This window comes from Pelagibacterium xiamenense, from assembly GCF_021166475.1.
Taxonomy (GTDB): Bacteria; Pseudomonadota; Alphaproteobacteria; order Rhizobiales; family Devosiaceae; genus Pelagibacterium; species Pelagibacterium xiamenense.
Genome location: NZ_JAJOYS010000002.1, coordinates 300,101 through 321,139, shown reverse-complemented (window position 1 = coordinate 321,139; position 21,039 = coordinate 300,101). Strand labels below are relative to the sequence as shown.

General features: G+C 62.8%; 17 protein-coding genes. 11 read left to right on the top strand and 6 right to left on the bottom strand.

Going from position 1 to position 21,039, the window contains the following annotated elements; translation table 11 throughout:
- The first annotated feature begins 124 nt into the window (after nucleotides 1-124).
- The 6 genes from murC to LSG43_RS09495 all read left to right on the top strand — a co-directional run bounded on the left by murC (nucleotide 125) and on the right by LSG43_RS09495 (nucleotide 6,414).
- Complete coding sequence (murC, locus tag LSG43_RS09520) at nucleotides 125-1,549, top strand: UDP-N-acetylmuramate--L-alanine ligase (protein WP_231803479.1); 1,425 nt, start codon at nucleotides 125-127, stop codon at nucleotides 1,547-1,549.
- On the top strand, nucleotides 1,546-2,523 hold the full coding sequence (murB, locus tag LSG43_RS09515; RefSeq protein WP_231803477.1) for a UDP-N-acetylmuramate dehydrogenase: 978 nt from the start codon (nucleotides 1,546-1,548) through the stop codon (nucleotides 2,521-2,523). Before murC ends, murB begins: the two co-directional genes overlap by 4 nt.
- Nucleotides 2,524-2,683: 160 nt before the next feature.
- Entirely contained in the window at nucleotides 2,684-3,604 is a 921-nt protein-coding gene (locus LSG43_RS09510; RefSeq protein WP_231803475.1) for a D-alanine--D-alanine ligase, read from the top strand.
- Nucleotides 3,592-4,575 (top strand): cell division protein FtsQ/DivIB, encoded by a 984-nt coding sequence (locus LSG43_RS09505; protein WP_231803473.1) that lies wholly within the window; start codon nucleotides 3,592-3,594, stop codon nucleotides 4,573-4,575. Before LSG43_RS09510 ends, LSG43_RS09505 begins: the two co-directional genes overlap by 13 nt.
- Entirely contained in the window at nucleotides 4,572-5,888 is a 1,317-nt protein-coding gene (gene ftsA, locus LSG43_RS09500) for a cell division protein FtsA (protein ID WP_231803471.1), read from the top strand. Before LSG43_RS09505 ends, ftsA begins: the two co-directional genes overlap by 4 nt.
- 52 nt (nucleotides 5,889-5,940) lie before the next feature.
- The gene (locus LSG43_RS09495; RefSeq protein ID WP_231804646.1) at nucleotides 5,941-6,414 is read left to right on the top strand and encodes a hypothetical protein; all 474 of its coding nucleotides are present in this window, start codon (nucleotides 5,941-5,943) and stop codon (nucleotides 6,412-6,414) included.
- Nucleotides 6,415-6,563: 149 nt separating this feature from the next.
- Here LSG43_RS09495 and LSG43_RS09490 read toward each other — a convergent pair whose 3' ends face one another.
- Nucleotides 6,564-8,756, bottom strand: coding sequence for an ATP-binding response regulator (locus LSG43_RS09490; RefSeq protein WP_231803469.1), 2,193 nt, complete (start codon nucleotides 8,754-8,756; stop codon nucleotides 6,564-6,566).
- A gap of 110 nt (nucleotides 8,757-8,866) precedes the next feature.
- Nucleotides 8,867-9,892 carry a response regulator gene (locus tag LSG43_RS09485; RefSeq protein ID WP_231803467.1) on the bottom strand — a complete coding sequence of 342 codons (1,026 nt, stop codon included), beginning with the start codon at nucleotides 9,890-9,892 and terminating at the stop codon, nucleotides 8,867-8,869.
- Between the two features lie 757 nt (nucleotides 9,893-10,649).
- On the opposite strand from LSG43_RS09485, the gene LSG43_RS09480 reads away from it, so the two are divergent.
- Entirely contained in the window at nucleotides 10,650-11,723 is a 1,074-nt protein-coding gene (locus tag LSG43_RS09480) for a cache domain-containing protein (RefSeq protein ID WP_231803465.1), read from the top strand.
- Nucleotides 11,724-11,732: 9 nt separating this feature from the next.
- Here the strand turns inward: LSG43_RS09480 and LSG43_RS09475 are convergent, their stop codons facing one another.
- Entirely contained in the window at nucleotides 11,733-13,709 is a 1,977-nt protein-coding gene (locus LSG43_RS09475) for a glycosyltransferase (protein WP_231803463.1), read from the bottom strand.
- Between the two features lies 1 nt (nucleotide 13,710).
- Nucleotides 13,711-14,550, bottom strand: a complete 840-nt coding sequence (locus LSG43_RS09470; RefSeq protein ID WP_231803461.1) for an HlyD family secretion protein — start codon at nucleotides 14,548-14,550, stop codon at nucleotides 13,711-13,713.
- 338 nt (nucleotides 14,551-14,888) lie between these two features.
- On the opposite strand from LSG43_RS09470, the gene LSG43_RS09465 reads away from it, so the two are divergent.
- Both LSG43_RS09465 and LSG43_RS09460 read left to right on the top strand, forming a co-directional pair.
- Entirely contained in the window at nucleotides 14,889-15,677 is a 789-nt protein-coding gene (locus LSG43_RS09465; protein WP_231803459.1) for an alpha/beta fold hydrolase, read from the top strand.
- Entirely contained in the window at nucleotides 15,664-16,881 is a 1,218-nt protein-coding gene (locus LSG43_RS09460; protein WP_369412472.1) for a PAS domain-containing sensor histidine kinase, read from the top strand. The genes LSG43_RS09465 and LSG43_RS09460 overlap by 14 nt, the downstream gene beginning before the upstream one ends.
- 27 nt (nucleotides 16,882-16,908) lie before the next feature.
- Here LSG43_RS09460 and LSG43_RS09455 read toward each other — a convergent pair whose 3' ends face one another.
- Both LSG43_RS09455 and LSG43_RS09450 read right to left on the bottom strand, forming a co-directional pair.
- Nucleotides 16,909-17,388: a VOC family protein gene (locus LSG43_RS09455; RefSeq protein ID WP_231803457.1), complete on the bottom strand. Its 480-nt coding sequence runs from the start codon at nucleotides 17,386-17,388 to the stop codon at nucleotides 16,909-16,911.
- Nucleotides 17,389-17,581: 193 nt separating this feature from the next.
- Entirely contained in the window at nucleotides 17,582-17,932 is a 351-nt protein-coding gene (locus tag LSG43_RS09450) for a DUF2200 domain-containing protein (protein ID WP_231803455.1), read from the bottom strand.
- Nucleotides 17,933-18,164: 232 nt separating this feature from the next.
- On the opposite strand from LSG43_RS09450, the gene ftsZ reads away from it, so the two are divergent.
- Together ftsZ and lpxC are read left to right on the top strand one after the other, a co-directional pair.
- On the top strand, nucleotides 18,165-19,841 hold the full coding sequence (ftsZ, locus tag LSG43_RS09445) for a cell division protein FtsZ (protein WP_231803453.1): 1,677 nt from the start codon (nucleotides 18,165-18,167) through the stop codon (nucleotides 19,839-19,841).
- A 222-nt stretch (nucleotides 19,842-20,063) separates the two neighbouring features.
- Complete coding sequence (gene lpxC / locus LSG43_RS09440; protein WP_231803451.1) at nucleotides 20,064-21,020, top strand: UDP-3-O-acyl-N-acetylglucosamine deacetylase; 957 nt, start codon at nucleotides 20,064-20,066, stop codon at nucleotides 21,018-21,020.
- Nucleotides 21,021-21,039: the final 19 nt, after the last annotated feature.

Here is a 21,039-nt window from a genome sequence, read left to right as displayed (position 1 = left end):
TGCGCCGGATACCCCCACCCCTAACCCCTCCCCACAAGGGGGAGGGGAATCGGGGCACTGCCCAGTCTCAAGCGCAGGTGGGGCGGCGCCACGTGAGCCAAAACATCAAGGACATACCAGTTTCATGAAGATGCCACGCGAAATCGGGCCGGTGCATTTTGTCGGGATCGGCGGGATCGGGATGAGCGGGATCGCCGAAGTGCTGCATACGCAGGGCTATCCCGTGCGCGGGTCCGACATGGCCGCCAACGCGAATGTGCAGCGGCTCCAGGAGATGGGCATTCCCGTCGCCATCGGGCAGAAGGCCGAAAACCTCGACGATGCGGCGGTGGTCGTAATCTCGTCGGCGATCAAGAAGGGCAATCCCGAGCTCGACGCGGCGCGGGCGCGGGGGTTGCCGGTAGTCCGGCGGGCGGAGATGCTGGCCGAGATCATGCGGTTCAAGAACGCCATCGCCATCGGGGGCACGCATGGCAAGACGACGACGACCTCGATGGTCGCGGCGCTGCTCGATGAGGGGGACATGGACCCCACGGTCATCAATGGCGGGATCATCAATGCCTATGGCACCAATGCGCGACTGGGGCAGGGCGAGTGGATGGTGGTGGAGGCCGACGAGAGCGACGGGACGTTCGTCAAGCTCCCCGCCGACGTGGCCATCGTCACCAATATCGATCCCGAACATCTCGACCACTACAAGGATTTTGACGGGGTCAAGAAGGCGTTCCGGCAGTTCGTCGAGAACGTGCCATTCTATGGTTTTGCGGTGATGTGCCTCGATCATCCGGTGGTGCAGTCGCTTGTGGGGCAGATCGAGGACCGGCGGGTCATAACCTATGGGCAGAACCCGCAGTCGGACGTGCGGCTGATGGATATCGATACAATCGACGGGGTGTCGCATTTCTCGGTCGCGCTGCGCGACAAGGTGACGGGCGTCGGGCGGCTGGTCGAAGGGCTGGAGATGCCGATGCCGGGGCTGCACAATGCGCTCAACGCGACGGCGGCGGTTGCCGTGGCCGATCAGCTTGGCGTCTCCATCGACGCGATCCGGTCGGGGCTCAAGGCATTTGGCGGGGTCAAGCGCCGGTTCACGGTGACAGGGGTGGTCAACGGGGTCACGGTGGTCGACGATTACGGGCATCACCCTGTGGAGATCACCTCGGTTCTGCGCGCGGCGCGGCAATCGACCAAACGCGACGTGATCGCGGTGGTGCAGCCGCACCGGTATTCGCGGCTGCATGACCTGTTCGAGGAATTCGCCGGCTGTTTCAACGATGCCGATACGGTTCTGGTGGCGCCGGTCTATGCGGCGGGGGAAGCGCCGATGGAGGGCGTTTCGGCCGAGGAGCTGGTTTACCGCATGCGGGCCCGGGGACATCGCGACGCGCGGGCGATCGACGGGCCGGAGCGGCTTGCGGAGATCGTCGCGGAGCGGGCGGCTGAAGGCGACTACGTGGTGTGCCTCGGGGCCGGGAATATCACGCAATGGGCGGCGGCGCTGCCCGGTGAGCTCGAGGCCGTCATGGGGAAGACGAAGGCGCGGGCATGAGCTTTCCCGATCTTTTGCCGGAACTTGGGCCCTGGATCTCCGAGGTTCGGGGATCGCTGACGCCGAACCAGGAGCTTGCCAAGGTGAGCTGGTTCCGCGTGGGCGGGCCGGCGCAGCTCTATTTCCAGCCGGCCGATGAAGACGACCTCGTCTTCTTCCTGAAAAACCTGCCCCAAGAGATCCGTGTGACGGTCATCGGGTCGGGATCGAACCTCTTGATCCGGGACGGGGGGATCGACGGGGTCGTGATCCGGTTGCCCTCCAAAGGGTTCGGCGAGATCGAGGTTTTCGAGGGAACCAGGCTGCGCGTGGGCGCGGGCCTTCCGGACGTTAAGGTTGCGACGGCGGCGGCACAGGCGGGGATCGACGGGTTGAGCTTTTACCGGGGTATCCCGGGGGCCATCGGCGGGGCGCTTTATATGAACGCCGGGTGCTATGGCACCGAGACGAACGAGCGGGTTGTCGAATTGCGCGGGGTGACGCGGCAAGGCGAGGTGGTGACGCTCACCAATGCCGAGATGGGGTACAAATACCGCAAGTCGAACGGGCCGAGCGGCGTGATTTTCACCTCGGCGGTCTATGAGGGCGTGCCGGGGGACAAGGACACGATCCTCGCCCGGATGCGGGAGATCACCGAAAAGCGCGAAGCGAGCCAGCCCACGCGGGGGCGGACGGGCGGATCGACGTTCAAGAACCCCGAGGGGCATTCGGCGTGGAAGCTGGTCGATGAGGCCGGGTGCCGGGGCTTGCGGATCGGGGACGCGCAGGTTTCCGAACTGCATACGAATTTCCTGCTGAACCTCGATGGGGCCTCGGCGCACGACATCGAAACGCTGGGGGAGACCGTGCGCAAGAGGGTGCGGGAGACGTCCGGGATTTCGCTTTCGTGGGAGATCCGGCGGATGGGGTATTTCTCGCCGGGCAAAGAGGTGCGGGAATTTCTGGACGGCGAGGTTTTCCAAGGCGCCGCCTAGGGCGGCGTAGCCCCATCCCTAGCCCCTCCCCGCAAGGGGGAGGGGGACCAAGCAGTGCCTGTGGCACTGGTGTGGATCGGTACGGCCCAATCGCCCTCCTCTTGTGGGGAGGGGGTAGGGGCCGTCCGCGGAAAATGAACGAGAACAGGACGAATAGCGCATGACCAAGCACGTAGCGGTACTCAAGGGCGGGTGGTCGCATGAGCGGGAGGTTTCGCTCGCCTCCGGGGCGGCGTGCGCGCAGGCGTTGCGCAACGGGGGGTATCACGTCACAGAGATCGATGCGGGGCGCGACGTCGCGCAGGTGCTCAAGGACCTCAATCCCGATGTCGTCTTCAACGCGCTGCACGGGCGGTTCGGGGAGGACGGGACGATCCAGGGGATGCTCGAGGTGCTGGGCCTGCCCTATACGCATTCGGGCGTGCTGCCCTCGGCGCTGGCGATGGACAAGCACCAGGCCAAGGTAATGTTCAAGGCGGCGGGGATTTCGGTGACCGATCACGTGATCGCGTCGCGCGAGGACATCGCGAGGGCGCATGTGATGAGCCCGCCCTATGTGGTCAAACCCTATAATGACGGATCGAGCGTCAACGTCTTTATCGTCAAGGAAGGCCAGGAGCATCCTCCCCAGGAAATCCTCCGGGCCGACTGGGACGGGGACGAGGAGCTGATGGTGGAGCGGTATATCCCCGGCAAGGAGCTCACCTGCGCGGTGATGGGGGACGTGGCGCTGGGGGTGACGGAGATCGTGACCGACATCGCCTTTTACAATTACGAGGCGAAATACGCCGATGGCGGGTCGCAGCACATTCTTCCGGCGCCTGTTTCATCGAAAATTTACGAAAAAGTACAGAAAATGTCGCTCAAAGCGCATGCTGCGCTCGGCTGCCGGGGTGTGACGCGAAGCGACTTCCGCTACGACCCGCGCGGCGGTGACGACGGTGAACTCGTATGCCTGGAAATCAACACCCAGCCAGGCATGACCAAGACCTCCCTGGTCCCCGAGCTGGCAGCGCATGCAGGGCATAGTTTCGAAGAGCTGGTTCGCTGGATGGTGGAGGACGCGAGTTGCAACAGGTAAGGCGCGCTTACGTCCCTGACGATGCGCCAGGCATAGAGACCGCCACGCGGCCCCATTCGCCAGCACCAAAGGTGAGCCGCCCCTCGATCAAGCCCGTCGCGCCCATGGTGCCGCTTGCGCGGGAGCGCTCGCCGGCCGTTGCGCGCAGGAATTTGCCCGTCTCGCTCAAGCGGCGGCGGGGCGTGCTCGTGGGGCTGGGGCATCTTTGGGTGCTGCACCGCACGCTCGTGCTGCGTGCGGCCGCGCTGGTGATCGTCGCGGCGGGGCTGCTCGGGGCATATGTGTTCCGCGACGAGATCGGCCAGGGGGCGATGTATGGCGCGGACATCGTTTCGGGCCGGGCGGCGCAGGCGGGGCTGGGGGTCGCGCAGATCTCGATGACCGGGCAGGCGCTGACGCGGGAGGCCGATATCATCGCGGCGCTCGATGTCGACGATTTCACGACGACATTCACCTTCGATGCGGAGGCGGCGCGCCAGCGGATCGAGAAGATCGCCTCGGTCGAGAGCGCGACGATCCGCAAGATCTATCCCGATACGCTCGACGTCATGGTCACCGAGAAGACGCCGGTGGCGCGGTGGCGGATCGACGGGGAGACGTATCTGATCGACGCGACGGGGGCGCCAATCGCGCGCGCGCGGTTCGAGAACGGGGATTTGCCGCTGGTGATCGGCGCGGGCGCGGGGGACGATGCGCTGGCGATGGTCAATCTGATCGAGCGGTTCCCGGCGGTGACGGGCGACCTGGCGGCGCTGGTGCGGATCGCGGACCGGCGGTGGGACCTGGTCTACTTCACCGGATTGCGGGTTCAGTTGCCCGAGAGCGGGGTGGTGCCGGCGCTCGAGCGCCTCGGGACGTATCAGGCGGATTATCAGCTTTTGGACCGCGATCTCGATCTGATCGATATGCGGGTGCCCGAATATGTCGCGGTGCGGCCGACGCAAAGAGAAGAAGAAGACCCCTCATCATGATGACCGATGCGATGACTTCGCGGCTCAAACCTGTCCAGCCGGGGCGTTCGACGCTGGTGACGGTGCTCGATATCGGCTCGACGAAGATCTGCTGCGTGATCGCGCGGCTGGTGCCGCGGGGCGAGGGGCGGAGCCTGCGGGGGCGGACGCATACCGCGGAGATCATCGGGTTCGGATACGGGCCCTCGGCGGGGGTCAAGAGCGGGGTGGTGACGGACCTCGACAAGGCGGAATTCGCCATCCGGTCGGTGGTGGGGATGGCCGAGCGCGCGGCGGGGATCACGGTGCAGTCGGTGATCGTCAACGTCACCGCGGGGCGGCTGGGGTCGGAGACGTTTTCGGCGAGCGTGTCGCTCGACGGGCACGAGGTCGAGGCGGCGGATATCTCGCGGGTCCTGATCGCGGTCAACGAGCGCAGCGTGCGCGACGAGCGCTCGATCATCCACGCGCTGCCGATCGGGTATGCGCTCGATGGGGCGAAAGGCGTGCGCGATCCGCGCGGGATGGTGGGGGAGACGCTGGGGGTCGACGTTGCGGTGGTGAGCGCGGAGACGCTCGCGATGCGCAATATCGAGCTGGCGCTCAACAAATGCCATCTCGAGGTCGAGGCGCTGATGGCGACACCCTATGCGAGCGGGCTGGCGACGCTGGTCGACGACGAGGCGGAGCTGGGGGTGGCGTGCGTCGACATGGGCGGGGCGACGACGTCGGTTTCGGTCTTTAACGAGGGGCATCTGGTTTATGCGGACGCGCTGGCGATCGGGGGGCATCACATCACGCTCGACATCGCGCGGCAGCTTTCGATTTCGGTGGCGGACGCGGAGCGGCTGAAGACGCTTTACGGCTCGGCGCTGCCCGGGCAGGGGGACGAGAGCGACGTCATCACCATCATGCCCATCGGCGCGAGCTCGCACGAGACGCCCAATTCGATCCCGCGCGAGGTGCTGACGCGGATCATCCGGCCGCGGGTGGAGGAAATCCTCACCGCGATCAAGGAGCGGATGCAGGCGACGGGGATGATGGACGTTTCGGGGCGGCGGTTCGTTCTGACCGGCGGGGCCTCGGAACTGACCGGGCTGCCCGAACTGGCGCGGCGCATGCTGGCGCGCAACGTGCGCAACGGGCGGCCCCTGGGGATTTCCGGGCTGCCGGAGATGGCCAAGGGGCCCGGCTTTGCGACGGTGGCGGGGATGCTGGTTTATCCGCAGGTGTGCGGCAGCGAATATGTGCAGCCCAAGCCGGCGCGCAAACTCACCGGCAGCGACGGGTATTTCGCGCGGGTGGGAAGCTGGCTCAAATCCGGGTTCGTCTGAGGTGCCCGCCGGTCCGGACAAACGGCCTCAAGAGGTCGAAGTGAACGACCGGATGCAGCAGGGGTATGTCTACGTCCTCACCGAGCCGGAAGGGCAGAATTTTGACCCCGACTTCACCCCGGACCTGACACCGGCGGAAATGCTGGCGCTAGGGGTGTTCGGCGGCAAATACATGACCGATTGCACGGACGAATTCCCCGCGAAGTGGTTTGCCGATGCCAAGCTCTCGAAAACGCGCGACGCGCAGCTCAACTTCTTCGGGATCGAAGCCAGCCAGCCGCTGAGCGTCTGGCGCGCCAAGGGCTGGATCCACCCGGACGATCCGCGCGGCTGGTTCCAGTGGTATTGCCGCTACTATCTCGGCCGCCGGATGCCCGACGAGGACGCGCGGCAGATCGGGCGCTGGAAAGCCATGAAGCGGCACGTGGCGCAGGTTCGACGCAATTGCGACCCGTGCGACTGGGCGTGCAGGCCGCGACAGCGGCAGGCGCTTCTGCAGTGGGGGTATGATAGCCGGGGGATTTAGGCGGGGGTGGGGGGCTGCAGAGCATGAGCAGGCTCACCGGTTGGGCTTCTCAATCTATTTCGCGAGATAGTTCGGTCAAATAGACCTTGATGCGCGAATCTTGGATAGTGCTTCGGAAGATTGCCGTATTAGTGCGAACAGTGGGGCGGTTACAGCCTCCATAGACTCTGCGCTGGCGGTTTCGAGCTCATCTCGACCCGTTCCGTTTGGTCAAGCAGGGCTATGAGGCCGTACTGGCTAGCTGTGCCAGCGATCGTGTGGCAAATCTTGCGTGCGCTCGGCAGGTTGCCGCTCTGCATGGCCTCGGATAAGGCCGCCCGACGGCTAACGAGAGAGGCTTCTGCGTGTAGCAAGCTCTCTATGAAGTCGTTCCTTTCGAGGCTGCGCTCGAGCGCGGCCATGCGCCTAGGATCGATCTCGTGGGGGTAATCCAGCTTGTAGGCCTTTTCGGCCCGCGTTCGCTGTGTTTCCGAGAACGCAGCGAGGATGTCCCTGCTATCGAAAGGCTTCTCTATCACATCGTGGAACCCCGCCGCTTTGTACATAGTGCGCTGTTTGGGCGAAACATCTGCGGTTACAGCGAAGAAAAGTGGTGGAGATACAGATTTACCGTTCTCGGCGTCGAATTCCCCCTTTACTTCAGTGCCTTGAATCCCAGGAAGATTCATATCCAAAAGAATACAGTCAAAATTTCTCTCTTTAATGCGTAAAATTGCCTCCTCACCATTTGTTGTTGTAGATATATTGTGACCGGCGATTTGTCCAATACTTCTAATTATGTGTAAAATTGACATGTCATCTTCTACAACGAGCACGTTGAGCGGAATTCTTTCTGCGGCGAAATGAAACCTATTGTCGGATTTCGGTGCCAGGTCGGCATTTTTCAACGGCATCAGTTCGTCCGCGTTTGACCGATTTGGGCTATCGGCAATGTCGTGTGGGGGCACGCTAGGGCTGGCAGACGGCACGCCTGTGCGGGCGCGCGGGAAGGTGGCGATCACCTTGGTGCCGAACCGCAGCTTGGAGAAGAGGTCGAACCGGCCCTGATGCAGGTCCATGATCTTCTGGACGATGGGCAGTCCGAGCCCGGCACCCTGCTCGGCCGTCTTTTGCGCCAGGGAACCCTGGCCGAAGAACGAGAGCACCGTCTCGATTTCCTCTTCGGGAATACCGGGGCCGTTGTCGGTGACCGACACGAACTGCCCGCCATCCGTGCTACGGCCGACCGTTACAGTGACCTTGCCCGCCTGCGGGGTGAACTTGATGGCGTTCGAGAGCAGATTGAGCACGACCTGACGCACGCTGCGCTCGTCGGCCCAGAGTTTGGGCATATCTTCGTCGCTGTCGAAAACGAGGTCGATGTTCTTGGCCCGGGCACGGATTTCCAGCATGCGCTTGCAGTCCGCGGCGATGTCCGCAAGGCCGATGGCCTCCTCGTTGAGATCGTACCGGCCGGCCTCGAAGCGCGAGAGGTCGAGAAGTTCGTTGATGAGATTCAGGAGGTGGCGACCCGAGTCTTTGATCGTTCGAAGAGATTGGTGACGATCATTGTCGTCCTGTGGCACCAATTCCATCAGCTCTGCGTTGCCAATGATGCTCGTGAGTGGTGTTCTTAACTCATGGCTCATCGTCGCCAGGAAGCGTGACTTGGCCAAGTTCGCTTGCTCGGCATGGTGCCGCGCCTCATCAGACATGATCCGCGCTTCCTCGAGATCGAGGATCAGGCCGTCCTTTTCGAGCTGGTGCTCGAGATTACCGAGCTCGGATTTGTGGAGCTGGTAGGCAAGAAAGAGGAAAAAGAAAAAGGCACCGCAAGCAACCGCCGCAAGCGCGAAATTCAGCGTGCCGGCAGCTATGATCAGCGTCGTACCGACCGAAAGGCAGGCGGGGAGGGTGGAAACGAGCGTGGCTTGCGGCAGGGTACGCGTGGACATCGCGTTGGCCGCCATACCGACCAGCAGCATGGAAAAGATGATAATGAGGATATCCTGCCCGCCGCCACCGATGGTGAGGATCGGCAACGCGGCCCAGGCAAGCCCGTAGATGGTCTCCCCGACAATGAAGGTGGCGGTCCATTTCCGGGCGTTGAACTTCTGCCTGTTTTCGCGCCGGAACTGCCGGCAGGCAAAGCCGACTGCGATATTGGCCAGCGCCACGAGACCCGCCCACGCCGCGGCAATCTCGATAGGCACCCAAAGGCTGGCGAACGCCAGCAGGATGGCGAGCACCAGGATCATGGGCAAAAGCCCGGCAATGCGGGCCGATGCGTAGTCGTCGAGGAGGTCGAAGTCGAATTCGACCCGCGTTCCGGAACTCGACGTCAGGCGCTGGCGGGCATCCAAGACCGTCCGCTGCACATCTCGGTGCAACTGTCGCGTCGCGTTGGAGCGCACCTCTAGATTAGGTTGTTGGAGGGGCATTCCCCGCTACCTGTCGCAGTTGCGCCGTGAGATTAATTAGTGGCTCGGTGACCGGCGGTTCGTCGCATGACACTTCCGATCCTCGCCAACAATTCCTCCGGGTCGAAAGGCTTGGTGATGTAGTCGTCACCACCACCTTCGAGTCCGGCGATCTTGTCGGCAGGTCCGGACCGCCGGGTAAGAAAGATAATGCCAGGCTTCCTATCTTTCCTAATCTCTCGCGCGAAATCTAAACCATTGCCATCGGGCAATTCCATATCCAGCAGCACAAGGTCTACACTCGATGACGTGAGTAACCGTGCCGCCTCTTCGGTCGTCCCTGCTCGCAACACGGCAAACCCCTCGCGTCTGAGCAGTGACCCGAGCAACGCTTGTATGGAGCCGTCATCTTCCACTATCAGCGCGGTCATCGGCTGGCCTGTTTCGGCTCTGACATTGACATGCGGTGGTGTAATGGGTGGGATAGAAAAAAGGTGTAGCTTACTAGCGTCAATTCCCGGTCGGGTTACCAGGCAAGGGGTGTTTTCCTCTGCGATCCCCTCCAGCATTAGCGCCAATGCACCCTGCTCGAACGCCTGCCCAATCGATCGCCCGAAACCGAGTGCGCTGTAGAAAGCCGCGGCAAACGTAATTGCTGCGCGGTCGCCAATAGCCTGGCTCATTCCGATCGCGCAATCGATGTGTTCGGTGATCGCCTCAGCTTGGCGCTGCGAAAAACAGGCGTTAAGCACAACTACGCGGATGTCATCCTTCAGCGCCTTAAAGAGTCCGATGAGTGCCGCCTTGCTGACTGGTTGAGTATCTCCAACCTCATTGGTAAGCACGATTTCTTCCGTTTCGCTCCCATGCCCACTAAAGTGCAGAACGTGAGGCCTAAATCGGTTGAGGTGCTCGAGAAGATCTTGAGGGCGGGCGGCGAATTTCGGAATTAACTCAATAGAATCACGGTGTTCTGACAGTAGTATGCGACTTTCTATTGATCGAACCTCTTCGTCTAGCATTATTCTTTGCGTGCTTATCGGATTTGCTGACACCATCAATACGCGGGTCTTTGCCATACGTGACTGCCGATCCTAAGTCCATCCAACCTACGGCGAGCATAACTTTAAGGGGCTGTGATTTCTAGCGGTTCAAGGCTGTCAGATTTTGATACATTGGTCCTTCTGAGGAACGTTGGCCGATTGCCCCGTACTGAACAAGATTTTCGCATGGTCCGGACTGAGGGGAGGTAGCTGCTCGGCTCAACCGCGCTCCCCGCCCCGCCCTACCCAGTCACAGCGCGAGACGCCATCATCAGGAGATTCACCGCCACCATCCCGTTCGGCGCCAGCGCGCCTTGCGTCGGGCCTCACAGCAACGTGGGCTGGCTGGTGTTGAGGATGGCGGTTGTGAGGTCCATTGCGGCGAAGGTGGGAGCGCGGCGGCCAGGGGTAGCTAGCGGGCCGCAGTGTTGGGGATTGGTGGCCGGGGACGGGTTTTTGGCTCGTGTCTCAGTAGTGGTAGCGGTCGTGGTGGCGGGGGCGGGCGTGGCGCCGTTTCCTCCTTTGTTGTGACCCTTGTGGGGTGAATTCGAGCGTGGCGGTGGGGCCGTCACCTGCTCGACGCCACGGCCAATAGCGTCGCAGGGGTGGGGGACCGTGCATTGGAGGGTGCCGTCTGCGGGGCAGGGGGCGGCCGGGTTGCGGGCCGGTGGTTGTGGTGCGGGGGCTGTGGCTTCGGTGTTGGCGTGGGGGCTGTGGCTGGCGGTGGCTTGTTTCGGTTGGTGAGGGGTGGTCTAGTAGCATTCTCCTTTCTGGCGATTCACAGAGCGCGACGATGTCTTTGCGGAGTTTGGTGCTCGGCCTGGCGGCACTTGTTGTTGTTGCCACGTTTGCGGCCGGCGCGGTGTTCTTTATGCGCGGTCTTTCGGACCATACGCAGGCAACGTCCGTGCGGGCGGTGCAAAGTCGCGGTGAGGCTTTTGCGGACTATTTCGCAAGCGCGCTCGCGGCGGAATGGGAAGGGGTGCAACGGTTCGCCAGCGGGCTCGATCTCAGCGACGCCCCGGAGATCCTTCAGGCCCGGGTGGACGGGTTTTCCAGCACGGGCGACCATCTGTCATGGGCAGGGGTTGCGGGGCAGGATGGCCGGGTTCTCGCGGCGACACAAGAGTTGCTGGTGGACGAGAGCGTCGCGGGACTTCCATGGTTTCAGAACGGGCTCAACGGCCCATTCGCCGGTGACGTCCACGAGGCGGTGTTGTTGCCCGACGCGCCCGGAGGCGAGGCCGGACATGCGTCGCAGTTCATCGATTTTTCGGCGCCGGTGATGCTCGCGAACGGCGAAGTTGGGGGCGTATTCGGGGTGCAGATCAACTGGCACTGGGTGCAGACGCTGCTCGAGGACGCCGCGGACACTCTCTATCTCGACGTGATCCTGACCAATCGCAGCGGCGATGTGCTCTATACGACGTTCGAGGACGAAACGGGGGTGTCGATCCAGTCCATTCCTGCGCTCCGTTCCGCAGCCCTGGGCGTGCCCGGCATATTCCGGGGCGAATGGCCGGATGGCGAGGAGTATTTCAGTTTCGCAATTCCCGAGGCGATGTCGGGCGACGTGCCCCCGTTCGGCTGGGCCCTCGTCGCACGGCTCAACGCGGCTTTCCTCGCGCGGGCGGAGCGTGAATTCGGGCGTCAGATGCTGCTGACGGGCGGGCTGTTTGCCCTTGGCGGGCTGTTGGCGTTCGGGCTTGTCATTTCCTTTGCGTTCTCGCCTTTGACACGGCTCGTGCATGCGGTCGGAGCGCTCGCGAGAGGCGAGGATGTCGGGTATGCGGGGGAAACGCGAGCCTATCGCGAGGTCCGCATTCTCTCGGACGCCATGGCCCGGTTGCAGGCGCGGCGCAAGTAATTCGACAGGTCAGTGGGACCGAAACCCTCCCGAAACGATCCGCCGGCCGATGCCGGCGAGGAGCGCTGCCGTCGCCACGATGCCGGTGCCGGGCTCCCCTTCCCGCGTATGGAGCTTTTCATGCATGGCCAGGCGGATCGCCGGCGAGAGCGTCAGATTGGCCTCGGTGGTGCCCTCGAGCGACTGGAAGACGACCGCCTCGACAGGTCCCATCTGGTCGATATGGGCCACAAACCGCGTGCCCCTGGGAAGGGCTATGCCCCTCAGGCGCAGGGCGTCTTCATTGAGATCGACCAGCCAGACATGGTGTTCCTGACCCTCGAGTTCGATTCTCACGCGCTCGGGCGAGCGGCGCAGGACGGCCGATGTCCGGGGCGCCTCGAAGCAGACGAGCATGACAAGGGCCAGCACGGCCAGGTTATAGAGTGTCCAAAAGAGGATCACGATCTTGGCGTCGGCGGCGTTGGAGCCAATCTGATAGTCGGTAACAAGGCCGAAGGCCAAACCGACGAAGGTCACCACAAAAAGGGTCATGAAGCGCCAGAGGAGCGGCCATTGCACGAGCATCCTCGAGCGGTCGCCGCCCTTTACCGTCACTTTGAACTTCTGGCCCTTGGGGCGGAGGAGTCCGGTATAGACGCCACGGCTGATTTCCCATGCGCCGACGATCTGGCTGACGTCGTGGACGATCGGTACGAACAGGCCCCCCGAGACGAAGTTTATGAAGAACATCGACATCAGATAGTAGGGCGCGAAGTGGCTGATGATGTCGTCAAGCTGCGCGTCAAGAACGACGACCCCGAAATACCAGAAGAGCAGAGGGTAGATGATGCAGGCGAGCTTGAACGGGAAGATGGACGCCCAATAGACAAAGGAATCGATCATGCTCCAGCGGTCGCGGATGCGCAGGCTGTTCGGTCTGAGCGGGCCGGAGGCACTGCGGACGATCTGCATCAACCCCATGCCCCAACGGGCCCGCTGGGTTATGTACTCGCGCAGGCCCTCGGGGGCGAGGCCCTCGCTGAGGGGTTCGTTGAGGTAGGCGGTGGAATAGCGCTGTTCCTGCAGCCGCACGGAAAGGAGATAGTCCTCGGTCACGCTGGCGGTCGGAAAACCGCCGATCGCTTCGAGAGCCTCCCAACGCACTATGGAAGACGTGCCACAGCAGACAGCCACGCCCCAGGCATCCCGGGAGGGTTGCTGGTGATCGAAAAAGAAGCGCTGCTCGTCGGGATAGGCGCGGCTGATCCCGAGATTATGCTGGATCGGATCAGGGTTGAAGAAGTGCTGGGGCGTCTGCACCAGGCCGATGGTTGGATCGGAAAACAGGCTCAGCGAGCGTGAGATGAAGCCCTGGTGCGGGACGAAGTCGGCATCCAGAACGGCGACATAGTCGGGAACGGCGCCGGAGGCCTTGAGCGCCTCACGGGCGTGGTTGAGATTGCCGGCCTTGCCGTGGGTATTGTCGGCGCGGGCGATGTAGGACACATCGAGAGCCTTGCACGCATCGGCCAGCCACGGGCGTTGCCCGTCGTCGAGAACATAGACGTGTTTGTTCGGCCAGCGCAACGCACGTACGCCTGCAATCGTGCGTTCGAGGATCTGCCATTCTTCATTGTAGGTCGCTATGAAGACAGCGACTTTTGGAGGGTCTTTGCCCCACCATCCCAACGCCTCGTCCGCATCGCGCGAACGGTTCCTGTACCGCGCGAGCAAGGCAAAGGCGGAAAGGCTGGACAGCATCGCGAAGGCTTCAAGGAAAAAGAAGCTCCAGCTTGCCAATGCGTCCCAGGTCGGCGCCAGCGGGGCGAGCGTTTCGGTATATCTCCAGATGAGATACCTCAGGCTCAGGATGGCGGCAAACGTCGCGAGGACCACGCGCGGCAAGGTGCGCTCGCGGTCAAGGAGCGGGAGAAAGGTGTAGGCGATGCCGAGCACCACAAGTGCCGGTGCCCAGGCGGAGAGCGTTTCGGAGAAGGCGTACATCCTAGCCTCCCAGCGCGTCCCACCAGTCGGCGAGAAAGCTCAGAGGGCCTTCGCTGAAGATCACGCGGCCGGTGCGCCCGAGCGCGCACTCTTGTGCCAATCCCGGGGCGGACAGCAGTACCGTAAAGGCTTCATCCATTTCCTGTGGCGGCGCGATCGCCAGAGTTTCAGTGTTTTCGCGCGTACCCATCCCGCCCAACAAAGCAATCGTGGCTTCCAAGGTTGGCCCGTTGTTCAGGCGGAACTGGGCCACTTCTCCCAGGGACAGGCGATTGTATAGACGCTGGTCAACGCTGGCGTGCACAAAGGCGGTCGAGCAGTCGACAAAGTGGGCGACTGGATCGCCCGCCGCAACGAACTCGCCTGTATTGGCGGGCGTCGACCAAACGATACCGGACGATGGGGTGCGCAGTACGGTGGACAAAGCCTGAGCCCGTTTGGACTCGAGCCTTCGCCTTTCCTCCTCCAAAGCGTCAATGCGTTCCTGCCGGCGGAGGATTTCATACTGCAGGTCGAATGAGTCGATCTCGCTTGAATCCCCGGCCCGCTGCGTCAGCGCCGCCAGTTCGGCGCTTTCGAGCGCAAGCGCGCTGTAAAGGCCTGAAATGGTCGAGGGTGTCTGTCGGTTTGTGGCGATGGACCCTACGGTTTCGTTGCTCTGGACACGAGCGCCCATAGGCAACGCCCTGAGAGCCAACTGGCCCGCGACCGGCGCCCGGAGCGTCTTGAGTTCAGCATTGACGAAGGACCTCGAGCTCGTGCCCACGAGCTGTTCGCCAACCAGGATATAAAGGGCAACAATAATGGCAATGAGACCTGCGATGCGGGCAAGGTACTTCATACTACAACCTCTCGCCGGCTGCATGAAATTCATGCGGCACCCGCGTCCCTGGTACAACTTTAGTGCAGACAGCCAGAGGTTTAAAGCTTCGCGAATATCCCGACGCTGCGAGGCCGGCTTTTCCACAACGCGGATGTGACGGTCGTGCCGGGGCAGATTGGGGCGGTGGTATCAGGAGCGGCGGGGCGCGGGGAGGTAATCGGTGCTGGCTTATATAGGGGAACCGGTGGTACACACGGATGACGAAGTCCCGCAGCGGCTCGACGATCCGAAAATCACGGCCGGTGTGATGGATCTTTTGTTGTTCCTCGTGGGACACCAGTGCGCAGAGGAACGGAATGGGCATAGCGGAACGAAACAATATTCACGTCAACGGCTCCGGCACGAGGACGATGATGTTCTCGCACGGGTTCGGGTGTGACCAGAACATGTGGCGGTTTGTCGAGCCCGAGTTTCGCGACGGGTTTCGGACCGTGCTGTTCGATCTTGTCGGCTCGGGGCAGTCGGATCTTTCGGCGTATGATCCGGACAAGTATTCGCGGCTCGAGGGCTATGCCTCCGATATCGTCGAGATCGGGCATGCGCTCGACATCGAGGACGGGATTTTCGTGGGGCACTCGGTGAGCGCGATGATCGGCGCGCTGGCGTCCATTCAGGCGCCCGGCATGTTCTCCAAGCTGGTGATGGTGGGGCCCTCGCCGCGCTATATCGACGACGGGGACTATGTGGGCGGGTTCAACGCCGCGCAGATCGAGGAATTGCTGGTCTCGCTGGACGATAACCATATGGGCTGGTCGGCCACCATGGCGCCGGCGATCATGGGAAACCCCGAGCGGCCCGAACTCGGCGAGGAGCTGACAAACAGCTTCTGCCGCACGGACCCCGAGATCGCCAAGCAGTTCGCGCGCGTGACGTTCATGTCCGACAACCGGGACGATCTGGCGGAAATCGAAGCGGAGACGCTTGTGCTCCAGTGCAGCAACGACATCATTGCTTCGGAACCTGTGGGCGAATATGTGCACCGTTCAGTGCCCCGGAGCCGGATCAAATACCTTAAGGCAAGCGGTCACTGCCCGAATTTGAGCGCACCTGAAGAAGTGGTATTGGCGATACGTGAATTCGTTTGACAAGATACAGGCCGAAGATTTCGAAGATCTCTTCGAGAACGCGCCGTGCGGGTACCTTTCGATGTGGCCGGATGGGCGCATCGTCAAGGTGAACGCAACGCTGTGCGACTGGCTTGGCCGCTCGCGGGAAGACATTATCGGCAAGCGCCTGCGCGACCTGCTCAATGTCGCGGGCAGCATTTTCTTTGAGACGCATTTCGCGCCGATGCTGCGCATGCAGGGGTTCTTCCACGAAGTCGCGCTTGAAATGGTGAGGGCGGACGGATCGCACATGCCTGTGCTGGCCAATGCCGCCGAGCGCCGGGACGCCGAAGGCAATCTCCAGTTCACACGCCTGACGGTGTTCAAGGCGACGGAGCGGCGCCAGTATGAACGCGAACTGGTCGAGGCACGGGCGGCCGAGCGCGCAGCACGGCAGCGCCTTGAGGATATGGTCTCCTCGCTGCGCGAGGGTATGTCCGAGCAGGTCGCCATCCTCATGGAGGAGAAGCGGAACTCCGAGCTCAAGGAGCAGTTCGTCGCCGTGCTCGGCCACGATCTGCGCAACCCGCTGGCGGCGATCGATGCGGGCGCAAGCAAGCTGCTGCGCGACGGGGGCTGGACCGAAAGCACGCCGACCATTTTGCACCTGATGAAGAACAGCGTCTCGCGCATGGGTGGGCTGATCGACAATGTGCTCGATCTGGCGCGCAGCCGGCTGGGCGGCGGCATCGCGCTCGATCTTGCGGACAATCGCCCCCTTCAGCTGACGCTGGAACTGGTGATCGAGGAGATCAAGTCGGTCAATCCGGACAGAACGATCGATGTTTGTTTCGACATCGTGGCGCCCGTGCGGGTGGATCACGACCGCATTGCGCAGATGTTTTCCAACCTTTTAGGCAATGCGATCACCCACGGTATGGCGGATACGACCATCAAGGTTTCGTGTATGGTCGATGAAACGGGCGCGCTGGAGCTTTCGGTCGCCAATGCCGCCGACCCCATCCCCCCCGAGATGGTCGAACTGCTGTTTCAGCCCTTCCATCGCGGACAGGTCCGCAACAATGCGCGGGGGCTGGGCCTGGGGCTTTATATCGCTTCGGAAATCGCCAAGGCTCATGGCGGCTGGATCGATGTGGTTTCCGAGCCCGATGAGACCCGTTTCATCTTCCGCCTGCCCGCCCAGGCCGCCGACGCGGCGCAGGAGCGCGCACGCATCGACTAGGGGCTCTTGCCGGCCCATGAGCGTGGGTCAGGCCCGTCCCTCATAAGCAGCTTCGAGATCGGCGACGATGAGCTTGTTCATTTTGAGCATGGCTGCGGTCGCGCGTTTTGCGCCTTCGGGGTCCGATCCGGTCACCGTGCGGTAGAGGGCGCGGGGGACGATCTGCCATGAGACGCCGAACTTGTCCTTGACCCAGCCGCACTGGCTTTCGGCGCCGTCGCCCTGCGTGAGCTTGTCCCAGTAATAGTCGACCTCAGCCTGATCCTCACAGGAGACGATGAAGGAGATGGCCTCGGAGAATTTGAAGTGCGGGCCGCCGTTGATGGCGTTGAAGCGCTGGCCGAGGATTTCGAAATCGCCGGTCATGATCGCGCCGGGCTCGCCCATGCCGCCTTCGGCGTAGCGGGTGGTGCCGTGGATCTTGGTGCCGGGGAAGACCGAGGCGTAGAACTCGATGGCTTCCTCGAGGTTGTTGTCGAACCAGAGGCTCGGCGTGATCCTGGACATGATGCATGCTCCTTTAGATATCGAATAGGTTATATAATAAATAGGTTTTGAATGGAGTCAATGGGTGGGGAAGGACGGCATTTCACGCGCCGGACAGCGCGCGTGGCTGAATTCCGGCGACGCCCCCCCGGAACGACACAGGGCGCGGCGGGCCACGGGGCGGCGCGCGGGGAGGCGAGGCGCGTAAAGCGGGCTATTTGCGGAGGATTTTTTCCATCGACTTGCCGCGTGCGAGCTCGTCGACCAGTTTGTCGAGGTACCGGATTTCCCGCATGAGGGGCTCCTCGATCTCTTCGACGCGTACGCCACAGATGACGCCCGTGATGTGCACGCGTGCGGGATTCAGGTGCGGCGCGTGGGCGAAGAAATCCTCGAAGCTGACGCCATCGGCGAGACTGCGGTCGAGGCCCTGCGCGTCGTACCCGGTCAGCCACTGGACGATCTCGTCGACCTCGGCCCTGGTGCGCCCTTTTTTCTCGGCTTTGGCAACGTAGAGGGGATAGACGCTTGCAAAGCTCATGGCATAGATGCGGTGCCCGGTCATAACCCGTTCCTCAGTCTCTCCAGGGGAGCATCCGACAAAATGCGGCCCGCATCAATCCGCGGCTCGGCGGGGGCGTTTGCCTACGGGAACAAATCAGGGTTAACCGATGGTGACTTTGCGGCTGTCAAGGCTCGCAAATTGCAGTGTAGTTAATGAAATCGGTAGATTTGTTAGGGCCCGGTTAACGAATTGGGGGCTAAATCTTGGTCACACAGCCACTATGGGGCCAAATATGACCATCAACCTTCAGATCCCGGGAATCCAGGAACTCAAGCCGAGAATAACGGTGTTCGGCGTTGGGGGCGCGGGCGGTAACGCCGTCAACAACATGATTAATTCCGGGCTCGAGGGGGTCGAGTTCGTTGTCGCCAATACCGATGCGCAGGCCTTGGCGCTTTCGCGCGCGCAGCGCGTCATACAGCTTGGCGTGGGCGTTACCGAGGGGCTCGGTGCCGGCTCGCATCCGGAAGTCGGACGCGCGGCGGCCGAGGAAAGTTTCGACGAATTGAACGACCACCTTTCGGGCTCGCACATGGTGTTCATCACCGCGGGCATGGGCGGCGGCACCGGGACCGGCGCGGCACCGGTGGTGGCACGCGCCGCGCGCGAGCAGGGCATCCTGACTGTGGGCGTGGTGACCAAGCCGTTCCAGTTCGAGGGCAATCGGCGGCTCAAGCTTGCCGAAGAGGGCATCGACGAACTGCACCGGCACGTCGATACGCTCATCGTCATACCCAACCAGAACCTCTTCCGGGTCGCCAACGAGAAGACCACGTTCGCCGACGCGTTCGCGATGGCCGACGAGGTGCTGTTCTCTGGCGTTGCGTGCATCACCGACCTGATGGTCAAGGAAGGGCTCATCAACCTCGACTTCGCCGACGTGCGCGCCGTGATGCGCGGCATGGGCAAGGCGATGATGGGCACCGGCGAGGCCGAGGGCGAGGATCGCGCACGGCACGCCGCCGAGGCGGCGATCGCCAATCCGCTCCTGGACGACGTTTCGATGCAGGGCGCGCGGGGGCTGCTCATCTCGATTACCGGCGGCAAGGACATGACGCTTTACGAGGTGGACGAGGCCGCAAGCCGCATCCGCGAGGAAGTGGATTCGGACGCCAACATCATTCTCGGCGCGACCTTCGACGATTCCCTCGAGGGCAAGATCCGGGTGTCGGTTGTGGCAACAGGCACCGATGCGCTGATGGTCCAGGCGCTCGACCCGGTCAAGCCGAACGCCAACCGTGCCGCGCTCCAGGCCCGCCGTCCGGCGGCCGAAGCCCCTGCCGCGGCCCCCAAACCGGCCGAGCCGCAGCAGGCGCCGCGTCCGGAAGTCGCCGCGCATATGAGCGACGAGCAGTTCGAAGCCGCCGTCGCCAGTGCCATCCGCGAAGGCCGGGCTGCGCCCAAGATGCAGGCCGAGGACGACAGCGGGGTTACGATCGAACCTTATGTGCCGAGCGCTCCGGCGCCGCAGCATGCCGTCGATGAGACGCCGCGTGCCGCCGAAGCCGAGGCCCCCCGGCCGTATGTGCCTTCGGGCGCCGAGCGTCCGGCGCCGCAGCGGCGCATGCCGCGCGCAGAGGAAATGCCCAATGTCGCCCGCCGGCAGATGGAGCAGCCGAAAACCGAAGAACCGCGCAACGCGCGGGCGCTTTTCCGCCGGCTCGCCTCCAATGTCGGGCTCAATCTGGGCGGTGACGGCGAGCACGAGCACGAAATGGACAGGCGCCAGCCCGAGTTCGACGATGCGGCAGCGCGCAGCGCCATCGAGGCCGCGCCCTCGCGTCCTGCGGCACCGCGTCACACCGAGGGTGCGACGGGGCAGGCGGATGCGCACGGGCGGCAACCCGCGTCGCGGCCGGCGGCATCGGAACAGCTTGAAATTCCGGCGTTTTTGCGCCGCCACGGCTAGTTTGTAAAGCATCGGTCAGGTGTTGACGATCCGGCGGGGTTCCCCGTCGGATCGTTTTTCGTTAAAGAGCATTTGATAGGGGCATGTTGCGTTGCGCTGGATCCGTCACAACATGCTGTAGTTCTCGAACGGTCACGTGTTGGAAACCGATGGAGTGGTACCCACGTTTTCCGGACACGTTCAAATGTGCGGGCGGCCCTACCTCATTGCCCGGGAGTTTTTATGAAGAACTATGTCGTGCGCCAAAGCACGCTCAATGCACCCGTCGAGTTCGCCGGCATCGGCGTCCACAATGGCAAGCCCGCCAAATTAACCCTATCCCCGGCCGGCGCCGACAGCGGCTACAGGATCGAGCGCGTGCTGGCGGACGGACGGAAGATCGGACCGGTCAACATCGGTCATTCGCGCGTGACGCGGACGTCGCTATGCACGGTCGTCGACCTTGGCGATTCGGCATCGGTCGCGACGGTCGAGCACGTTCTTTCCGCGCTCAACGGGCTGGGGATCGACAATGCCCTGATCACGGTCGAGGGCGAGGAATGCCCGATCCTCGACGGCAGCGCGGCGCCGTTTGCGTCGGCGATCATGGCGGCGGGGATCTCCGTGCAGCCGGCGCGCAAGAGCTTCATCAGAATATTGCGGACCGTCACGGTGCGCCAGAACGATGCGTTCGCAACGCTCGAGCCCTATAACGGGCGGGCGTTCGACGTGGAGATCGATTTCAATTCCAACGTTATCGGCCGGCAGCGGATGATCCTAGACTGGTCGCCGCGCCAGTTCATCGAGAACGTCGCTTCGGCGCGGACCTTCGGGTTCGTCTCGCAGGCCAAGGTGCTCCGGCAGGCGGGCTATGCGCTGGGCTCGAGCATGGAGAATTCCATCGCCATCGAGGACGAGCGGATCGTCAACCCGGACGGGCTGCGCTACGAGGACGAGTTCGTGCGCCACAAGCTGCTCGACGCCATCGGCGACCTCGCTCTCGCGGGCAAACCGATCTACGGGCGGTTCCGGTCCTACAAGGGCGGGCACGGGCTCAATGCGCTGGTGCTGCAGTCGCTCTTTGCCAGCGAGCAGAATTTCGAGGTGGTGGAGGCCGACGCCCTGCCACTCGAAATGGAAGCGCTCGAGGACCTGCCCGAGGCAATGGTTTTGAAGCCTTACTTGCGTTCGATCGGCTGAATAGGCCATAAACCGTCAC